Below are 17494 nucleotides of genomic sequence, written 5' to 3'. Positions count from 1 at the left end.
TTTTTGACGGGGACTTAGCCTCCAAAAAGCCAGCGACCACTGTCCAGAAATGTAAGTGTAGTACGTAGTGTTTCTAGCCCAATGGGCCGCGGAGCGCCGGGGAGGCGGTTTTTTAGTATTGATTTCTCTCGCTCAAGCCGAGCAATCCGGGCTTCCAGCTCCTGAATTTTTTGCTGCTCCGACGTCAGTGCCTTGCTCTGCGGAGTGATGCCTTTATGTTCTTTCTGAATCTGGTCAACCCAGCGGCGCAATGCCGACTCACCAATGCCGAGTGAACGGCTGGCTTCGATGTAGCTGTAGTTTTGTTTGAGCACAAGGTCGGCAGCCTCACGCTTGAATTCAGGAGTAAAGGAGCGGCGTTGTTTGGTCATCTGACACCTCGATCTGGCGAGCATTCTCGCCTAAATGGGTGTCCGGTTTCATTAGACCACTACAGTCCACTGGACCAATTGGCTCGGCTTGAGTTGGGAAGAACATATTCGGACCACATATCAAACGGCGCATATTTGCATTCGATTGTCGGGGACTGTCCTGATGCGACCTGAAATGTCTGGCGATAGACCTCAGACCCCAGCGGTACATCGCGCCCAACGGTGATTGCCGATATTTGCAGCGGCATGAAGCCGTCAGCCGGCTTAATGCCATCCTTGTAGTCGCAAGTCAGTGCCATGGCCGTATCGGCCACTGTCCACAGTGCAGCAGATGCTAATACTGACTTGATCAAAGCGCTAAATTTCACAACGGTATCCTTTGTATCCTGGCTGCGCGCATTCACCCACCTAAACAGCTGCTTTGTGGCATGGCCCTGAGCAAAGTAATGTCACCGAATGCTGGGGCTCTGTGGTGCTCAAAATCAAGGCAATAGATTTTCAGGTTCAGTGTCAGAAAATTTTATCAATACAAAAAAATGCACCAAATAGGAATATGCTGATAATAGAATGCCTGCTCTGGACGGACTGTAACTGGATATTGCGCCGGGAGATGATGAGTCAGAGCTATACGACGAGGCTTGATCAGTTATGGTCTGTAGCTTGTAAATGAGGGGATTGTGCACGGTCGGCAAAACACCGGAGGAAGGCGGTTGCTGTAGCAATATACAACTTTAAGCTATTGGTTTTTATAGAGTGTGTTGAGGCGATTTAGAGATGTATCACATGTTTTTTATTATTAATAATTGGCTTGGAAGAACTTGGAAGTCACCTCGATAGGAGGGGGCATCGCGGTTACCAAACAAAATCTGCTGGGGAAGGCTACAAAATTAACTGTGAAGGGTGTCTTGACTCTAATGTTACTTCAGGGTTTTTAATCTTGAAACACACTCAATTGGAGACACACTCATGAGCTTTTTCAAGCAGATGTTAGGCGGGCACCACAATCGCGGGCATGGCGGTTCACACGGTGGACGCTCCAACGAACAAGGTGAAGGGCAACCGATCTCCGGTACACCTTGCGCCGGTTGTCGCACCATTAATGCTGGTGGTGCACGTTTTTGCCGGCAATGTGGCGGTTCATTGGTGCCAGCCAGTTGCGGGCAGTGCAATGCAGTGATGGCGGCTGGGGCAAAGTTCTGTTCTCAATGTGGTAGCGAGCGCGGGTGAGAACGGTGTGTTCCATCTGTCTGGCGGCAAATTACACGTCAAGGGCTACACAACAAGGTTTGATCAGTTGTGATCTGGAGCTTTACCGAAAATCACAAAGGGTCTTTCCTTGTATAGATTGCTGCTAGCCTCTGTCGCCTTACACATGCCAGTCAGAATGGCCGCTTGACGGAGTACACGACGGGCATGACGATTTCAACGCTTCCATTTTTCAGCATTTCGGCTGGTGGCTTTGGTAGCGGTTGTGCACGGCGAATCATTTCCAGGGTCGCCTCATCCAGGTCGGCGTTACCTGAACTCTGTATCAATTCGTAGTGCAAAACATTGCCGTTGGCATCGACCACAAAAAGCAGACGGTTGAGGCCGCTGATGCCCGCCCAAAGAGGACCTGCAGGATACTTTTTGTACTTCGCCAAGTGTTCCAGAAGGGTGCCGTCAGCTTGAGTTCTGTGAGTAATGCCGTGGCCCGCAGAGGAGCAACCGGAAAGGAAAAGAGCCAGAATAAAAACAAATCTGATCATGAGGAACTCTCAACGACGGACTGGATGCCAGGTCAGCGTCGCAAGAATACAGAGCCTATATATTTGTTTCAAATGTAAAGTATTCGCATTTATACTTCCGCTAAATCGCACCTTCTACCGAGGTCGTCCGTTTTTTTCTTCGTGCAGGTCATCGTGCAGGTCGACCCTCCAAAATCCACACTGCTGGCAGCCTTGGTTCGGCACTACGACGAGCTGGTAGATCATGTGCGCCGACGTTTTGGTGAGCGGATCTTCGCGCGTGAAGTGGTTCATGACTTGTGCCTGCAGTTGCTTGAGCAGGATGAAAAGCCAGGCGTGCGTACGCCAGTGGCCTTGTTGCGCAAGATCGCCAGCGATATGGCGATCAGTCGCTACCGTAGCGAGCGCCGCCGCCAGGCCTTGATTGTTGGTGTTTCGGCATTGCCGGACGTGATCTGTGGCGCGCCGGGCCAGGAGCGTCAGCTTGACGGGGAAAGAGCCCTGGAGCTGCTGACCGAGGCGATTGCCAGTCTGCCGCCGCGCTGCCAGAGGGTGTTTGTCATGCACAAGGTGCATGAGTTGCCCCAGGCCGAAGTAGCCGAGCGCTTGGGGATTTCCCTGAAAACCGTAGAGAAGCACTTGCGCCTGGGCATGGGTATTTGCCGTGCTCGTCTTTGGGAGGAGGTCTTGTCATGAGTCATGATCCGCCCAAGGGCAAGGACTTCAGCCAGGAAGACGAGGCCATTGCGCGGTTTCGTGAGGATCTCAAGCAACGTTTTCCGCTGCCTCTTGCGATGCCGGTCAAAAACAAACGCGCCACAGGAAAAACCCTCGGGCTGTTGCTGTTGGCGATTACTGCGGGTGTGGCCTGGATTGATCCGGCCTACCGTACTGAACATTTTGCTACTCAGTTAGGGCAGCGCCAGGCGTTGCAGTTGGTGGACGGCAGTCAGGTCCTGCTCGACAGCAACAGTGAGATGACGGTCAGTTGGCATCTGCGCAGCCGTCAGGTCGAACTGAAAGCGGGGCAGGCGTTGTTTGAGGTATCGCCGAGGGTCTACCGCCCATTCATGGTCGATGCCGGATTGGCTGTGGTACGAGTGGTGGGTACCCGTTTTAACGTCAACAGACAGGGACAGGATGTCCAGGTCACCGTGGCTGAAGGTAAGGTCGCCGTGCGGGCGTCCGCTACGGGGTCAATCGCAGCGCTTGTGCCCGGGCAGCAATTGCGTTTGAGCAAGGAGGGCGACAGCCAGGTGAGGACGGTTGAGGTGAATGATGTCACCGCCTGGCAACAAAGCCGGCTGGTCTTCGAAAGCACTCCGTTGGTGGAGGTCATCGACACGCTGCAACGCTATCACCGTCACCCGATAAGGCTCATGGATGCCAGGCTTGCCCGCCTGCCGGTTTCCGGTGTGTTTGACAGTGACCACGTTGATCGTTTGCTGGCGCTTCTGCCCGGCATCCTGCCGCTGAGTGTTTCTACTGCAACCGATGGTTCGGTTCTGATCAATTCCCCAGGCAAGAAAAAATAATTTTCAACCGAGGTAGGGTTGCGCCGCAGTGCAGACGGCTATCTCCCTGTAACCCTACTTCGTGGAGAATAACAACGTGAGTCAGTCCTTCCTGCATGCGCCTGTGCGTTTGTCTTTGCTGGCTGGCAGCCTGCTGCTGAGCCAATGGTCATTGGCCGAATCTGCACCGGTTGATTTCGATGTCCCGGCCGCATCGCTAGAGAAGTCCCTCAACGCCCTGGCTCGACAATCTTCGGCACAGATCCTGTTCGCCAGCGACCTGACTGTCGGCAAGACCGCGCCGGCACTGCGCGGCCGCTACACCTTGCAGGAGGCGCTTGAACGGTTGCTCGGCGACAGTGGGCTGAAGGCGCAGGCGCGTGACGAACAAACGTTCCTTGTGCTGCCTGGCAGCAACGCCAATGCCAGCCAGGCGTCGGGTGCCGTGGAGCTGGATAGCCTGACCATCAGCGCCTCGCGGCTCGACAGCAACGTGGTACCCCAGGCTCGCCAGGTCAATGTCATCGAGCACAAACAGCTGGAGCAATTGCGCCAGGGCTCGGACAGCCTCGCCACGTTGCTGGCCAAAAGCGTCCCGGGCATGGCTGATTCAAGCCGCACCATCACCGACTATGGGCAGACCCTGCGCGGGCGCACGATGCTGGTGCTGGTCGACGGTGTTCCGCTCAATACCAACCGCGACTCCTCGCGCAACCTGGCGAATATCGACCCGGCACTGATCGAGCGCATCGAAGTGATCCGTGGCAGCAGCGCCATCTACGGTGCGGGTGCGACCGGTGGCATCATCTCCATCACCACGCGTGCGGCGGGTGGTGAGCCGCGTGCGAGCACCAGCCTGAGCGCCGTCTCGCCCCTGAGCAAGCTAGGCAGTGATGGCCTGGGTGGCCAGTTGCAGCATCATGTTGCCGGCTCGCAGGGGAGGGTGGATTACGCGCTGGACTTCGGTGCCAGGCATATCGGCGCTTCATACGATGCCAAGGGTCATCGCCTTGCGCCGGAGCCCAGCCAGGGCGATCTATTCGACTCCAACACCTTCAATGTGGGCGGCAAACTGGGCTTGCGCATTGGTGACGTCCAGCGCATCCAGCTTTCTGCCAGCCATTACAATGCCGAGCAAAACACCGACTACACCTCCGACCCATCTGTGGCCAGGCTTCCTGCGGGCTCGGTGCCCGCGCGGCCGTTGTCCGGTCTATCACTGGCTGAGCAGAACCAGATCAAGAACACCTTGCTCAATCTGGAGTACGCCCACACCGATGTGCTCGGAGGCACGCTCAATGCCCAGCTTTACTATCGGGACTACTTCACTCGGTTCACGCCTTTTGATGCACGCGCAGTGGCGACGCGTGGACGCAATGTCGACCAGGTGATGCAGAACAGTGAAGTATTCGGCAGCCGGGTTACCCTGCGCACCCCTCTGGGTGATCAGGGCAGTACGGAGCTGTTGTGGGGGGCTGACTTCAACCAGGAACGCAGCGACATGCCCATCGATATCTTCGACCCGCGGGCCTATGACGCCAGCGGCGGTCGGGTGTTCGACAAGATCGGCAAGCTCACCTACATGCCCGACCTGACCACCCGCAGTGTCGGCGGTTTTGCGCAATTGCAACACAGGCTCAACGAACAATGGTCGGTGGAGGGTGGCATGCGTTATGAATACGCCACCGCCAAATACGATGACTTTATCCCGCTCTCGGAGTCGACAGCGACCCAACCGGCCACTGTCCGCGGGGGCGATGTTGATTATGACTCAGTGCTGTCCAACATCAGCCTGACGTACTCACCGGTAGCGGGCCAGGAAATCTACGCGGCCTTCAGCCAGGGCTTCCAGTTGCCTGATATCGGTGTGCAAGTGCGCAATGCCCGGCGCGGCTTTGATATCGGCTCGTCAAACCTGGAGCCGGTGAAGACTAACAATTACGAATTGGGCTGGCGTGGCGGGCTGGGCGAGCAGACATTGGCCTCGCTCGCTGTGTTCTACACCACCTCCAAGCTTGGGGATGTGCAGAGTTTCAACAATGGCCTGATCCTGACCCGTACCAAAGAGCGGATCTACGGCGTGGAAGGCAGTGCCGACTGGCTGACCGACGATGAGCGCTGGGGCGCCGGCGGCACCTTTACCTGGATGAAGGGCCGCGAGCAGCCCGAAGGGCGTGACTGGCAGGACATGACCGGGTACCGCATACCACCGCTCAAACTGACCGCCTACCTGGAGTTCAAACCGACGCAAGACTGGAGTAACCGCGTGCAGGTCACCTATTTCGACAGTGCCGACTATCGTTTGAATGGCGTTGCAAGCTTTGGCAGGCGCAAGGTCGACAGTTACACCACCGTCGACATGATCAGCCAATACCAACTCAGTGAAAATGATCAGGTCAGCATGGGGATCCAGAACCTGTTCAACCGCAGTTACTACCCGCTCTACAGCCAACTGATGCGTAGCAGCAACAACACCAGCCACCTGCCTGCACCTGGCACGGTGCTGACTGCCAGTTACACACATCAGTGGTGATAAAACTGATTGCACGGCACCCTGACGGGGTGCCGTAGCACGCTCAATTTTCTATCGCGCGTGTGCCACGATTTGAGTCCGCAAAATTGTGGCGCGAAGATTGGTGCTCATCCCCTCACAAACTTTATTGATTCGCAGCAACAATTTTTCTTGTTGGACACCCTCCGCTCCAAGCAGCAAAGATGCCCGCCAATGACCCTCGACCTAGCCGGTCAATAATAAAAATCCGCGTCGGGCAGCCCGCTATTGCTTATCAGCGATGCAGGCGTCGCAGCACGCATTCAAGGACTCAACGCCATGCAAACTGTTGTGAACCTTTGGCCGCTGATGGGCGTGCTCGTCATCGTGGTCGGCTTTGTGTTGCGCTTCAATCCATTGCTGGTAGTGACGGCGGCGGCGATTGCCACCGGGTTTGCTGCCCACTTTCCCCTGGAAAAAATCCTCGCCACCATGGGTGATGGCTTCCTGCAGACCCGTGCCTTGCAACTGATCCTGTTGCTGCCCCTGGCCGTTATCGGCTTGCTGGAGCGCCATGGTTTGCGCCTGCACGCGCAGAACTGGATTGCGCGCTTCGAGCGTGCCACCGTCGGGCGTCTGTTGATCATCTATCTGTTTGTTCGCGAATCCACGGCCGCGATGGGCCTGACCAGCCTTGGCGGGCACCCACAGATGGTGCGCCCGTTGCTGGCGCCCATGGCTGAAGGGGCTGCGGAAAAACGCTTCGGCAAGCTGCCGGACAAAGTGCGCCACAAGGTCCTGGCGATGTGCGCCGCCACTGACAACGTGGGGCTGTTTTTTGGTGAAGACATCTTCGTGGCCTTTGGTGCAATTGCACTGATGCACACCTTCCTGTTGGGCTCGGGCATTGATGTCGAGCCGCTGCACATTGCGGTGTGGGGCATCCCTACGGCGATTTGTGCGTTCATTATTCACGCGATACGTTTGCACCGGTTTGACCGCAGGCTGACACGCGAACTGACGGCCACTGCACCCGCCAATACTCAGGCGGAGGCCGCACAATGATCATTTCCATTCAATACCTGTACTGGCTCGCCGGTGTGTTGCTGCTGATCACTGCGGGCATGATCCTGGCTGACCGAACCCACCCCAAGCGTTGGTCAAGCGCGTTGTTCTGGCTGCTGTTCGCCATTCCGTTCCTGGTAGGCGAGCACCTGCCATCGGTAGTTGTGGGTATTGGTGTGGTACTGATGGCGCTTATCGCCGGGCTCGGCGGGGTAGGGCGTGGTACCCATGTAGAGCTGCATGACAAGGCCTCGCGCGCCAGTGCTGGGCGGCTGGGTCATAAACTGTTTATTCCGGCCCTGGCGATTCCGCTGACCACTGTGATCGGCTCTGTGCTGCTCAAAAACACCGAGATTGGCGGGGTACCGCTGCTGGATCCGAAGAACACCACGTTTGTGTCCTTGGGCCTCGGCTGCCTGATCGCCCTGGGGTTGGCCTGCTGGCTGACACGCGACACGCCGGTGCAGGCCTTGCGCGAATCGCGACGCCTGACCGAAGCCCTGGGCTGGGCCATGGTGCTGCCGCAGATGCTGGCGATGCTCGGCCTGCTGTTTAACGAAGCCGGTGTCGGTACGGCTGTCGCTCATGTCACCACCACCTACATCAACCTGGATTACAAGCTGGTGGCGGTGATGGTCTATGTGCTGGGCATGGCGCTGTTCACGGTGATCATGGGTAATGGTTTTGCCGCCTTCCCGGTGATGACCGGCGGTGTGGGCGTGCCGGTGCTGGTGGGCATTTATGGTGGTAACCCGGCGGTGATGGCAGCCATCGGCATGTTTTCCGGCTACTGCGGCACGCTGATGACACCGATGGCGGCGAACTTCAATATTGTGCCTGCGGCACTGCTGGAGTTGCCCGACAAAAACGCGGTGATCAAGGCGCAGATGCCCACGGCGTTGATGATGTTGCTGGTCAATATCGTCCTTCTTTATGTCTTGATGTGAGGTGGTGATGGGTACGGTGCTGCTGACGGCGTTCGAGCCATTCGATCACGACCTGATCAACCCATCCTGGGAAGCGGTGCGCCTGCTGGACGGGGTGCAGTTGCAAGCGGGGGTGACGATTATCGCCCGCCAACTGCCCTGTGCCTTTGCCACCGCAGTCGACTGTTTGAACCAGTTGCTGGCCGAGCACCATCCGCAACTGGTGATTGCCACCGGGCTGGGGCCCGGGCGCAGCGATATTTCCATCGAGCGGGTTGCGATCAACCTCAATGATGCGCGGATCCCGGACAACCTGGGGGCACAACCCATCGATACGCCAGTGATCGTCGGCGGGCCGGCGGCCTATTTCAGCACCTTGCCGGTCAAGGCCATGGTCAAGGCGGTGCGCGAGGCCGGAATCGCAGCCTCGGTCTCGCACACGGCGGGCACCTTCGTCTGCAATCAGGTGTTCTACAGCTTGCAGCATGCCCTGGCTGGATCTGGCGTGCGCAGTGGGTTTATCCATGTGCCTGGCCTGCCAGGGCAGGGTGCTGAGCCCTCGATGGCGTTGGCGACAACGGTTGAAGGGCTGAGGGTGGCCGTTTTGGCTGCCTGGGCCACGCCGCGTGATATTGCTGAGAGCGGTGGCCAGGTGTGCTGATTGCTTGACGCGTCATCCTCCGTTTACAAGCTCTGGGCCGATCCGTAGATTGCATCAGGGCCCAACTACGGGCGACGAGTGCAAGAGGAAACCCAGCAGTGTCCGCCAAAGATCCGGCCGTATTTGATCGTCAGTACCGTGCATTCCTGTTCGATATGGATGGCACCCTCCTCAACTCCATCGCCGCCGCAGAGCGGGTCTGGGCCGCCTGGGCGCAGCGCCATGGCTTGGATGTCGAGGCGTTTCTGACCACCATCCATGGCGCCCGCGCCATCGATACAATCAGCCGCCAGGCATTGCCAGGGGTGGACGCGCAGGTTGAGGCGCGTGGTATTACCGAGGCGGAGATCGCGGACGTGGAGGGCGTGGTGGCGATCCCGGGAGCCGTGGCATTTGTGCAGAGCTTGCCTGCACACTGCTGGGCCGTGGTCACGTCAGCGCCCAAGGCCCTGGCCCTGCGCCGCATGCACGCGGCAGGCCTGGTGCCGCCGGCTGTCATGGTGACGGCCGAGGATGTGACCAACGGCAAGCCGGACCCGGCCTGTTACCTGCTGGGTGCGCAGCGTTTGGGGGTGCCGATGGGAGAGTGCCTGGTGTTCGAGGACGCACCGGTGGGTATCCGTGCCGGTGAGGCATCAGGTGCGGACGTCGTGGTGGTGACAGCGGCGCATGACGAGCCGATGGTAACGCGGCATCCGACGATTGCGAGTTATGACGAGGTACAGGCCCAGTGTGATGCTGCCGGTATGCTGCGCTTGCGGCCTTCTACGATGGCTTGAATGCCAGCCCGCGACGGGTCAGCAGGATGTTTTCGGCACCAATCCATTGGTGGCCCAGCGGGTCGATAATGTGCCCGTGGATGAAGGTGCCCGTGATCAGTTTCAGCAGGTAAAGCTGGCGCAGGCCGGCGAGGACTTCATCGGGTTTTCCCTGCAACTGGGTGGAAGATTTCGGGCTGTCTGCTGAGAGCTGTTCGATCAGGGACTGTAGGTGCTTGGCGTTATGTTCTATGTCCATGTCGATAACGTTTTTTATGAATGTATGGGTATGGGTGTTGCCGAGGCGGATAGTTCCTTAAGTTTTAAATATAGGATCCAATCGCTGCTTCAAGAGGGATTCTGCTGGCGAGCACGCCGAAATGCCTGGCGACTGAGTTTTCGCTGGATGGCAGCCTGAATGGGTTTGAGGCAGAAGCAAAACAGATAACCACCGAGAAACAACACCAGGTCGGGCCACGAATGGGCATCCTGTGCGGTGGTGGTGCCTTCCATGTACAGCCTGATGCCGTATCCGATCGTCAAGAAGGGCAGGGCAATCAGCAGGGCGATTATCCAGGATTTATAGGTATAAGGCTGTTTGCGGGATCGCCTCATCAACGCGCTCCGAGGCACTGTAAGGTTTTGTTACGTTCTTCAGGGGTTTGTCTGCTAAATGTCCAGCAAGTTCCGTGGGTGAACCTGCCTGTAGACGACAAGTGTCGGGCCTGGCGCGAGTGCTGCGCTGATCACGGAATACCGTAGACAGGCCAAGGGGCTTTCGCCAGCCGTTACAGGGGACGAGCGGGCTGGCTACTGGGGATGCTTCAAGGTGTTTCGCGTTTATCCGGGGCAGTCAGGCCTGCCTGGATGCGCTGGTAAATCTCTTCGCGATGCACGGCAACATCTTTGGGAGCATTGATGCCGATTCGTACTTGCTGGCCGCTAACGCCCAGAATGGTGATCGTAATGTCATCACCGATATTTATGCTTTCACCGACTTTGCGGGTGAGTATCAGCATGGACTTCTCCTTGATTGCTTTGAAGGACGCATGTTTCTAACAGGGCGGATGTCGGTTACGTGTAGCTTACTGTGAAGCGCTTCCCTGTGGCTGCCTCTTTTAGGACGCATGGAGGCGGCATTAATTCCCATGGCGCCATCATACAGGTCTGGGAAACATCCTTCGCAATGTTTAAGCCAACGTTTATGACGGCCAGAATAGACAGTGAATGATAAAGTTGCCTCTTTGATCCTTAAAGGGGCAGGGCAGTGCGTAAAGTAGTGATGGCAATTGTGGTATTGGCATTGGCCGGATGCGGTGACGGGCCCAATCTCGATACCCCCCGAGACAAGGCTGAAGCCGCCAAGGCCCAGGCCCCTGCGGTTGCCTCTGTGCAGTGGGATGTCCTGGTGCGTTCGCCCGACAACAAATTGCAGGCGCTGACCGACCTGACCGCCTGGCTGCTGGAAAACGGCTTCCCGTTCTATCTGGCCAAGGAAGACGGCAAGGACCTGGTGCTGTTGGGGCCGTTCGCCAGCAAGGCCGAGGCCGAGGCGAAACAGACCCAATTGCAGGAAAGGTTGGTGAAAAAGAAGAAAACCGACGCCGAGTCGCTGGTGATCGAGCACAAGGCCAGCCAGTAAGGCGCAACTCAGCGGGATCTACGGATCCCGCTCGTCATCATCCGCAGGCCTTCAGGTTCACCGGGCCGACGAACTCATTGCCACGCCCCATCACGCAGGCCACGGTCTGATTGCGCTGGCGTTCCCAGGGTTGCACGGGGTAGGTCCGATTCCAGGCTTCATACAGTTGGCGGTCCTGTTTCGACAGGCGCAGGCCGTATTGTTTACTCATGTAGAAGTAAGTCCGGGCAATCATGCCGCGGATGGACGGCCTGGGCATGACCTTCTTGGCCTTGAAGTCCACCTGAGTCAGGCATGAACCATATTGCCCGCTCTGCGCCGGCAACCAACCAAAACTGAAGTTGTTGCGGTCGCCATTGACCTCGCCAATGCTCGGCACCAGGTTGTGTAGGTCAGCCTCGGCGCGCTTGAAAACGTTATCGGTGCGTGTGCAGTTCTTGCGCCCGCCGTCTTGCCAGCACTGGCGTTGATGGCCGATCTGCCATGCCGGCACAATATGCTCCCATTCGATGCGCGCCGCCCGGTTGGCGTTTTTACGTGGGATGTAGCCACAGGCCTTCAGGTCTACCCGGTTACCCGTGTATTTGCAGCCACAATAGAACTCCGTGGATTGCGGGGCGTAAAGTTTCCAGGCGATTTTCTTGGCTTCACTGAAGGTACGTGGGGCTTGGGCGTGGGCGGCGGTTGCAAACAAAACACAGAGTAGGGCGATAAAACGGACACTCATTGACTCAATCTTCCTTCGGTACGACCCAGAAAATCTGCACGCCACCATCATCGCGATAGGCAAGGGTGACGTTGTCGTTTTCTGCGATTTCCTCCAGTAGGCGTGCCCAGTCGTCTTCGGGTTCTTCGGGCAGGCGAAAAATCAACGCAGCCTTGTTTTTTTGGGCGTTGGTGGAATTGATGACTTTTTGCACACGGATCGCCAGGCGTTGGTAGGCGTCGGGAGGTGTCGGTGTTGTAGAGGAGGGCTTGGCCACGGAGGAGTCCTTAGTTAGCTGTACGAACATACAGTATTTAACTGTGAAGAAATTCGCAACTGCTTAAAATCCAAGAAGTCTGTGTGACAACGGTTACGCGGACTGGTGTACGGCGAGGATTTTGTAGGAGCCGGCTTGCCGGCGATGGCGTCTCTGAGATCGCCATCGTCGGCAAGCCGGCTCCTACAAGGGTTGTATCAGTGACTCAGTATTCCCAGAAGATGCGCTGCAGTTCCTTGCTGTCCTGGGTCTTGGTCAGGGCGACCATGGCCAGGATGCGGGCTTTCTGCGGGTTCAGGTCATGGGCCACGACCCAGTCGTATTTGTCGTCAGGCTGTTCGGCATTGCGCAGAACGAAACCGCCGGCATTGACGTGGGAAGAGCGAATAATCTGTACACCTTCCTTGCGCAGTTCTTGCAGCGCAGGCACTACCTTGGCCGGTACCGAGCCGTTGCCAGTGCCGGCATGGATGATGGCTTTGGCGCCAGCCTGGGCGAGGGCTTTGTAGGCAGTGTCGCTGACGTTGCCATAGCCGTAGGCAATTTCAACGTCCGGCAGGCTCTTGATGTTCTTGATGTCGAACTCCGAGCTCATGGTGTGGCGCTTGGCCGGCTGGCGGAACCAGTAGGACTTGCCTTCTACGACCATGCCCAGTGGGCCCCAGGCGCTTTTGAAGGCTTCGGTCTTGATGTTGATCATCTTGCTCACGTCGCGACCCGACTGGATCTCGTCGTTCATGGTTACCAGTACGCCCTTGCCGCGTGCGTCTTTGCTACCGGCAACGGCTACGGCGTTGTACAGGTTAAGCATGCCATCGGCCGACATGGCCGTGCCCGGGCGCATGGAGCCCACGACTACGATTGGCTTGTCGGTCTTTTCCACCAGGTTGAGGAAGTAGGCGGTTTCTTCGAGGGTGTCGGTGCCGTGGGTGATCACGATGCCATCCACGTCCTTGCTGTCGGCCAGTTCCGCGACACGACGACCCAGTTGCAGCAGGTTGTCGTTGGTGATGCTTTCGGAAGCAATCTGCATCACTTGCTCGCCACGCACATTGGCGATCTGGCTGAGCTCGGGAATGCCGGCGATCAGTTGTTCGATACCGACCTTGGCGGCCTGGTAGGTGGCGCTGTTGGCGGCGCTGGCGCCAGCGCCGGCAATGGTGCCGCCAGTGGCCAGGACGACCACGTTGGACAGTTTGGTCTTGGATTCAACTTCCTTGGCCTGGGCGGCAACCGGGAAGAGCAGCAGCAGGGCTAAAGCGCCCGGAACAAAGTTCTTGAGTGCAGATTTCATTATTTTTCTCTCTAGTTTTGATGAGTGCGTGTGCAGGTTCATCCAGAACACCCCGGGCTGCGCTGAGCGCCACAAGGTGCTGATTAAGAGCAGGATTTGTACCAGCGGGATTTTGTTTGGGGTTTGATTTTAACTTGTTGATTTAAATCAATTTTATATCGATGTTCGATTTGTCGGCTTCAGCGCGTGTCCGAGTTTCCGAACGCTGGAGGCTTTGGCGTTCGGTTGTCCGAAAATAGTGCTGGAAAAATCAGGATGTACCTCCTGAAATGTTCCTGTGCAGCTGTCGTTTTAGATAACGATCACCCGGCCCGGATGTTTAGCCACGAGGTCATCGGGCTGTAGGGCCGGAAGTAGAGCCGGCGAGGAAAAAGACTTTTTCTTTCGTTGACAAAATTCGGCAGCCTTCGCATAGTTTGTTAAGCGCAAACGTTTGCGAGATGTTTCACGAGCACTCCGTGAGTGACGTGAAGGTGCAGACATTGCTCACAATAATCATAAGATCGGAGTGAACCCATGAAGCTGCCATTTGCTGGACGTCTTCTTGCTATCGCTGTGCTGGCTGCCGCATCCGCTGCCCTGCCTCTGTCCTCTGCATTCGCTGACGACACCGCCGCCAAGCCCAAGGTCGGCCTGGTGATGAAATCCCTGGCCAATGAGTTTTTTGTCACCATGCAAGACGGTGCCAAGGACTATCAGAAAGCCCATGCCGCTGATTTCGACATGATCACCAACGGGATCAAGAACGAAACCGATACCTCTGCCCAGATTGATATCGTCAACCAGATGATTCTCGCCAAAGTTAACGCAATCGTCATCGCGCCTGCCGACTCCAAGGCCTTGGTCAACGTGCTGAAGAAAGCCTCCGACGCCGGGATCAAGGTGGTCAACATTGATAACCGTCTCGACCCCGAGGTGCTGAAAAGCAAAAACCTCGAAGTTCCCTTTGTAGGGCCTGATAACCGCAAGGGCTCACGCCTGGTCGGTGAGTACCTGGCCAAGCAACTGGCAAGCGGCGACAAGGTAGGCATTATCGAAGGTGTGCCGACCACCACCAACGCCCAGCAACGCACCGCCGGGTTCAAGGACGCGATGGATGCGGCCGGGATGAAGATTGTTTCCACCCAGTCCGGCAACTGGGAAATCGACCAGGGCAACAAGGTGGCGGCTGCCATGTTGAGCGAATACCCGGACCTCAAGGCGCTGCTGGCTGGTAACGACAATATGGCCCTGGGCGCCGTTTCTGCGGTGCGTGCGGCGGGCAAGGCCGGCAAGGTCCAGGTCGTGGGCTATGACAACATCGCCGCCATCAAGCCGATGCTGCAGGACGGTCGCATCCTGGCCACCGCCGACCAGGCGGCGGCACAGCAAGCGGTGTTTGGCATCCAGAATGCGCTGAAACTGGTCAAGGGCGAAAAAGTCGAGGCCGTGGACGGCGTGATCGAAACGCCCGTAGCGCTGGTCCTCAAGCAGTAATCCCTGATTGCGCAGCACCGCGCCCGTTCGGACTGAGCGGGCGCCTGGAGATTTTCCTATGTCATCTTCCGCACCGACCCCTGTCCTCTCGGTCAGCGGTATCGGTAAGACCTATGCCCAGCCCGTCCTGTCTGACATCACCCTGACGCTCAATCGCGGCGAGGTGTTGGCACTGACGGGTGAGAACGGCGCGGGCAAAAGCACCCTGTCGAAGATTATCGGTGGCCTGGTGACACCGACCACTGGCCACATGCAGTTCAATGGCCAGGACTATGCCCCGGCCAGCCGGACCCAGGCGGAAAAGCTGGGGATCCGCATGGTGATGCAGGAACTCAACCTCCTGCCGACCCTGACGGTGGCCGAAAACCTGTTCCTCGATAACCTGCCCAGTCGCGGTGGCTGGATCAGCCGCAAACAACTGCGCAAGGCTGCGATCGAGGCCATGGCACAAGTGGGCCTGGATGCCATCGACCCGGATACCCTGGTCGGCAGCCTGGGCATCGGCCATCAACAGATGGTCGAGATTGCCCGCAACCTGATTGGCGACTGCCACGTGCTGATCCTCGACGAGCCGACGGCGATGCTGACCGCCCGTGAAGTCGAGATGCTGTTTGAACAAATCACCCGCCTGCAGGCCCGGGGCGTGGCGATTATTTACATTTCCCATCGGCTCGAAGAGCTGGCACGGGTGGCCCAGCGTATTGCGGTGCTGCGTGACGGCCAGTTGGTATGTGTCGAGCCGATGGCCAACTACAACAGCGAGCAACTGGTCACGTTGATGGTCGGTCGTGAGCTGGGCGAGCACATCGACCTCGGCCCGCGCACCATCGGCGCGCCCGCATTGACGGTCACCGGCCTGAGCCGCTCGGACAAGGTTCGCGATGTTTCCTTTGAAGTGCGTGCCGGTGAAATCTACGGCATTTCGGGATTGATCGGTGCCGGCCGCACCGAGTTGTTGCGCCTGATCTTCGGTGCCGACCTGGCCGACAGTGGCACGGTAGCCCTTGGCTCGCCGGCGCGTGTGGTGAGCATTCGCTCGCCGGTGGATGCAGTGGGCCATGGCATTGCGCTGATTACCGAGGATCGCAAGGGCGAGGGGCTGCTACTCAGCCAATCGATCAGCGCCAACACGGCGCTGGGCAATATGGCGAAGGTGTCCAGCGCTGGCCTGGTCAACGGACGTGATGAAGCGGCGCTGGCCAGGCGGCAGATTGACGCCATGCGTATCCGCAGCTCCAGCCCGGCGCAGTTGGTGTCCGAGCTGTCGGGCGGTAACCAGCAGAAAGTGGTGATCGGCCGCTGGCTGGAGCGCGATTGCGCGGTGATGCTGTTTGATGAGCCGACCCGTGGCATCGACGTCGGCGCCAAGTTCGATATCTATGCGTTGCTCGGTGAATTGACCCGCCAGGGCAAGGCGCTGGTGGTGGTTTCCAGCGACCTGCGCGAGCTGATGCTGATCTGCGACCGCATCGGCGTACTGTCTGCCGGACGCTTGATCGAAACCTTCGAGCGTGACCGCTGGACCCAGGACGAATTGCTTGCCGCCGCGTTTGCCGGCTATCAGAAACGTGATGCGCTGCTCAACGAGGCAGCGCCCAGGACAACCCCATGAAAACAGCTACTCCAACCGCAAAAGCCGGCGGCAATTTCTACGGCCTGGGTACTTACCTGGGCCTGGCAGGCGCCTTGATGGCGATGATTGCGCTGTTCTCGGCCTTGAGCAGTCACTTTTGGTCCTATGACACCTTCAGCGCCATCGCCAACCAGATTCCCGACCTGATGGTGCTGGCGGTGGGCATGACCTTCATCCTGATCATCGGCGGCATTGACCTGTCGGTAGGCTCGGTATTGGCCCTGGCAGCATCGGCGGTCAGTGTGGCGATCCTGGGCTGGGGCTGGAGCGTAATCCCCGCAGCGTTGCTGGGCATGGGCTGCGCGGCATTGGCCGGGACCATTACCGGTTCCATCACCGTGGCCTGGCGTATTCCGTCGTTCATCGTATCCCTCGGCGTGCTGGAAATGGCCCGTGGCGCGGCCTACCAGATGACAGGCTCGCGCACCGCCTATATCGGCGACTCCTTCGCCTGGCTGTCCAACCCAGTGGCGTTTGGCATCTCGCCATCGTTCATCATCGCGCTGCTGGTGATTATCGTTGCCCAGGCGGTCCTGACGCGCACGGTGTTCGGTCGCTACCTGATTGGCATCGGCACCAACGAAGAAGCGGTGCGCCTGGCGGGGATCAATCCAAAACCCTACAAAATCCTGGTGTTCAGCCTGATGGGGCTGTTGGCCGGGGTGGCGGCACTGTTCCAGATTTCCCGCCTGGAAGCGGCCGATCCGAATGCCGGTTCCGGCCTGGAGTTGCAGGTGATTGCCGCGGTGGTGATCGGTGGCACCAGCCTGATGGGCGGGCGTGGCTCGGTGATCAGCACGTTCTTCGGGGTGCTGATCATTTCCGTACTGGCGGCCGGCCTGGCGCAGATCGGTGCGACCGAGCCGACCAAACGCATCATTACCGGCGCCGTTATCGTGATTGCAGTGGTGCTGGACACCTATCGCAGTCAGCGCGCCAGCCGGCGGGGCTAA

At 58.1% G+C, this 17494-nt stretch carries 19 protein-coding genes and 3 pseudogenes; 13 read left to right on the top strand and 9 right to left on the bottom strand.

Going from position 1 to position 17494, the window contains the following annotated elements:
- Positions 1 to 110: 110 nt before the first annotated feature.
- Both BFQ03_RS20175 and BFQ03_RS20170 read right to left on the bottom strand, forming a co-directional pair.
- Positions 111 to 371 (bottom strand): annotated as a pseudogene (locus BFQ03_RS20175) (transposase); the annotation flags it as partial.
- Between the two features lie 59 nt (positions 372 to 430).
- Positions 431 to 739, bottom strand: a complete 309-nt coding sequence (locus BFQ03_RS20170) for a hypothetical protein (RefSeq protein WP_065943855.1) — start codon at positions 737 to 739, stop codon at positions 431 to 433.
- Between the two features lie 215 nt (positions 740 to 954).
- On the opposite strand from BFQ03_RS20170, the pseudogene BFQ03_RS29945 reads away from it, so the two are divergent.
- Both BFQ03_RS29945 and BFQ03_RS29225 read left to right on the top strand, forming a co-directional pair.
- Positions 955 to 1041 (top strand): annotated as a pseudogene (locus BFQ03_RS29945) (DUF4113 domain-containing protein); the annotation flags it as partial.
- A gap of 296 nt (positions 1042 to 1337) precedes the next feature.
- Entirely contained in the window at positions 1338 to 1598 is a 261-nt protein-coding gene (locus BFQ03_RS29225; RefSeq protein ID WP_083204876.1) for a double zinc ribbon domain-containing protein, read from the top strand.
- Positions 1599 to 1750: 152 nt separating this feature from the next.
- Here BFQ03_RS29225 and BFQ03_RS20165 read toward each other — a convergent pair.
- Positions 1751 to 2032 (bottom strand): annotated as a pseudogene (locus tag BFQ03_RS20165) (energy transducer TonB); the annotation flags it as partial.
- Positions 2033 to 2272: 240 nt separating this feature from the next.
- Between BFQ03_RS20165 and BFQ03_RS20160 the strand changes: the two are divergent.
- The 7 genes from BFQ03_RS20160 to BFQ03_RS20130 all read left to right on the top strand — a co-directional run bounded on the left by BFQ03_RS20160 (position 2273) and on the right by BFQ03_RS20130 (position 9534).
- Positions 2273 to 2794 carry an RNA polymerase sigma factor gene (locus tag BFQ03_RS20160; protein WP_032859688.1) on the top strand — a complete coding sequence of 174 codons (522 nt, stop codon included), beginning with the start codon at positions 2273 to 2275 and terminating at the stop codon, positions 2792 to 2794.
- A complete protein-coding gene (locus BFQ03_RS20155; protein WP_065943854.1) occupies positions 2791 to 3633 on the top strand; it encodes a FecR family protein in 843 nt (280 codons plus the stop codon). Before BFQ03_RS20160 ends, BFQ03_RS20155 begins: the two co-directional genes overlap by 4 nt.
- 115 nt (positions 3634 to 3748) lie before the next feature.
- Complete coding sequence (locus BFQ03_RS20150; protein ID WP_239695258.1) at positions 3749 to 6145, top strand: TonB-dependent receptor; 2397 nt, start codon at positions 3749 to 3751, stop codon at positions 6143 to 6145.
- A gap of 297 nt (positions 6146 to 6442) precedes the next feature.
- Entirely contained in the window at positions 6443 to 7168 is a 726-nt protein-coding gene (locus BFQ03_RS20145; protein ID WP_032859489.1) for a DUF969 domain-containing protein, read from the top strand.
- Positions 7165 to 8115: a DUF979 domain-containing protein gene (locus BFQ03_RS20140; RefSeq protein WP_065943853.1), complete on the top strand. Its 951-nt coding sequence runs from the start codon at positions 7165 to 7167 to the stop codon at positions 8113 to 8115. Before BFQ03_RS20145 ends, BFQ03_RS20140 begins: the two co-directional genes overlap by 4 nt.
- 7 nt (positions 8116 to 8122) lie before the next feature.
- Positions 8123 to 8755, top strand: a complete 633-nt coding sequence (pcp, locus tag BFQ03_RS20135; protein WP_065943862.1) for a pyroglutamyl-peptidase I — start codon at positions 8123 to 8125, stop codon at positions 8753 to 8755.
- A 98-nt stretch (positions 8756 to 8853) separates the two neighbouring features.
- On the top strand, positions 8854 to 9534 hold the full coding sequence (locus BFQ03_RS20130; protein ID WP_065943852.1) for an HAD family hydrolase: 681 nt from the start codon (positions 8854 to 8856) through the stop codon (positions 9532 to 9534).
- Here BFQ03_RS20130 and BFQ03_RS20125 read toward each other — a convergent pair.
- The 3 genes from BFQ03_RS20125 to csrA all read right to left on the bottom strand — a co-directional run bounded on the left by BFQ03_RS20125 (position 9521) and on the right by csrA (position 10532).
- Entirely contained in the window at positions 9521 to 9772 is a 252-nt protein-coding gene (locus tag BFQ03_RS20125; protein WP_032859497.1) for a hypothetical protein, read from the bottom strand. The genes BFQ03_RS20130 and BFQ03_RS20125 overlap by 14 nt on opposite strands.
- Positions 9773 to 9861: 89 nt before the next feature.
- Entirely contained in the window at positions 9862 to 10128 is a 267-nt protein-coding gene (locus BFQ03_RS20120; RefSeq protein WP_065943851.1) for a hypothetical protein, read from the bottom strand.
- A 209-nt stretch (positions 10129 to 10337) separates the two neighbouring features.
- Positions 10338 to 10532, bottom strand: coding sequence for a carbon storage regulator CsrA (gene csrA, locus BFQ03_RS20115; protein ID WP_007920550.1), 195 nt, complete (start codon positions 10530 to 10532; stop codon positions 10338 to 10340).
- Positions 10533 to 10780: 248 nt separating this feature from the next.
- Between csrA and BFQ03_RS20110 the strand changes: the two genes are divergently transcribed.
- Positions 10781 to 11155 (top strand): SPOR domain-containing protein, encoded by a 375-nt coding sequence (locus tag BFQ03_RS20110; protein ID WP_082445554.1) that lies wholly within the window; start codon positions 10781 to 10783, stop codon positions 11153 to 11155.
- Between the two features lie 37 nt (positions 11156 to 11192).
- Here BFQ03_RS20110 and BFQ03_RS20105 read toward each other — a convergent pair whose 3' ends face one another.
- The 3 genes from BFQ03_RS20105 to BFQ03_RS20095 all read right to left on the bottom strand — a co-directional run bounded on the left by BFQ03_RS20105 (position 11193) and on the right by BFQ03_RS20095 (position 13432).
- Positions 11193 to 11882, bottom strand: coding sequence for an endonuclease (locus BFQ03_RS20105; protein WP_065943850.1), 690 nt, complete (start codon positions 11880 to 11882; stop codon positions 11193 to 11195).
- 4 nt (positions 11883 to 11886) lie between these two features.
- Positions 11887 to 12138, bottom strand: coding sequence for a DUF1654 domain-containing protein (locus BFQ03_RS20100; protein WP_032859507.1), 252 nt, complete (start codon positions 12136 to 12138; stop codon positions 11887 to 11889).
- A gap of 205 nt (positions 12139 to 12343) precedes the next feature.
- Positions 12344 to 13432 carry an asparaginase gene (locus tag BFQ03_RS20095; RefSeq protein ID WP_032859510.1) on the bottom strand — a complete coding sequence of 363 codons (1089 nt, stop codon included), beginning with the start codon at positions 13430 to 13432 and terminating at the stop codon, positions 12344 to 12346.
- 516 nt (positions 13433 to 13948) lie between these two features.
- Between BFQ03_RS20095 and BFQ03_RS20090 the strand changes: the two genes are divergently transcribed.
- Genes BFQ03_RS20090 through BFQ03_RS20080 form a run of 3 tightly spaced genes read left to right on the top strand, consistent with a single transcriptional unit; the run spans position 13949 to position 17494 of the window.
- Positions 13949 to 14908, top strand: a complete 960-nt coding sequence (locus BFQ03_RS20090; protein WP_032859514.1) for a sugar ABC transporter substrate-binding protein — start codon at positions 13949 to 13951, stop codon at positions 14906 to 14908.
- Between the two features lie 58 nt (positions 14909 to 14966).
- Complete coding sequence (locus BFQ03_RS20085; RefSeq protein WP_032859516.1) at positions 14967 to 16520, top strand: sugar ABC transporter ATP-binding protein; 1554 nt, start codon at positions 14967 to 14969, stop codon at positions 16518 to 16520.
- Positions 16517 to 17494 (top strand): ABC transporter permease, encoded by a 978-nt coding sequence (locus BFQ03_RS20080; RefSeq protein ID WP_065943849.1) that lies wholly within the window; start codon positions 16517 to 16519, stop codon positions 17492 to 17494. The genes BFQ03_RS20085 and BFQ03_RS20080 overlap by 4 nt, the downstream gene beginning before the upstream one ends.

The sequence above is a fragment of the Pseudomonas sp. 25 R 14 genome, assembly GCF_900004755.1.
In the GTDB taxonomy this organism is placed as follows: Bacteria; Pseudomonadota; Gammaproteobacteria; order Pseudomonadales; family Pseudomonadaceae; genus Aquipseudomonas; species Aquipseudomonas brenneri.
The sequence above is the reverse complement of the archived record's forward strand: the minus strand, read 5'-3'. Positions and strand labels throughout refer to the sequence as shown.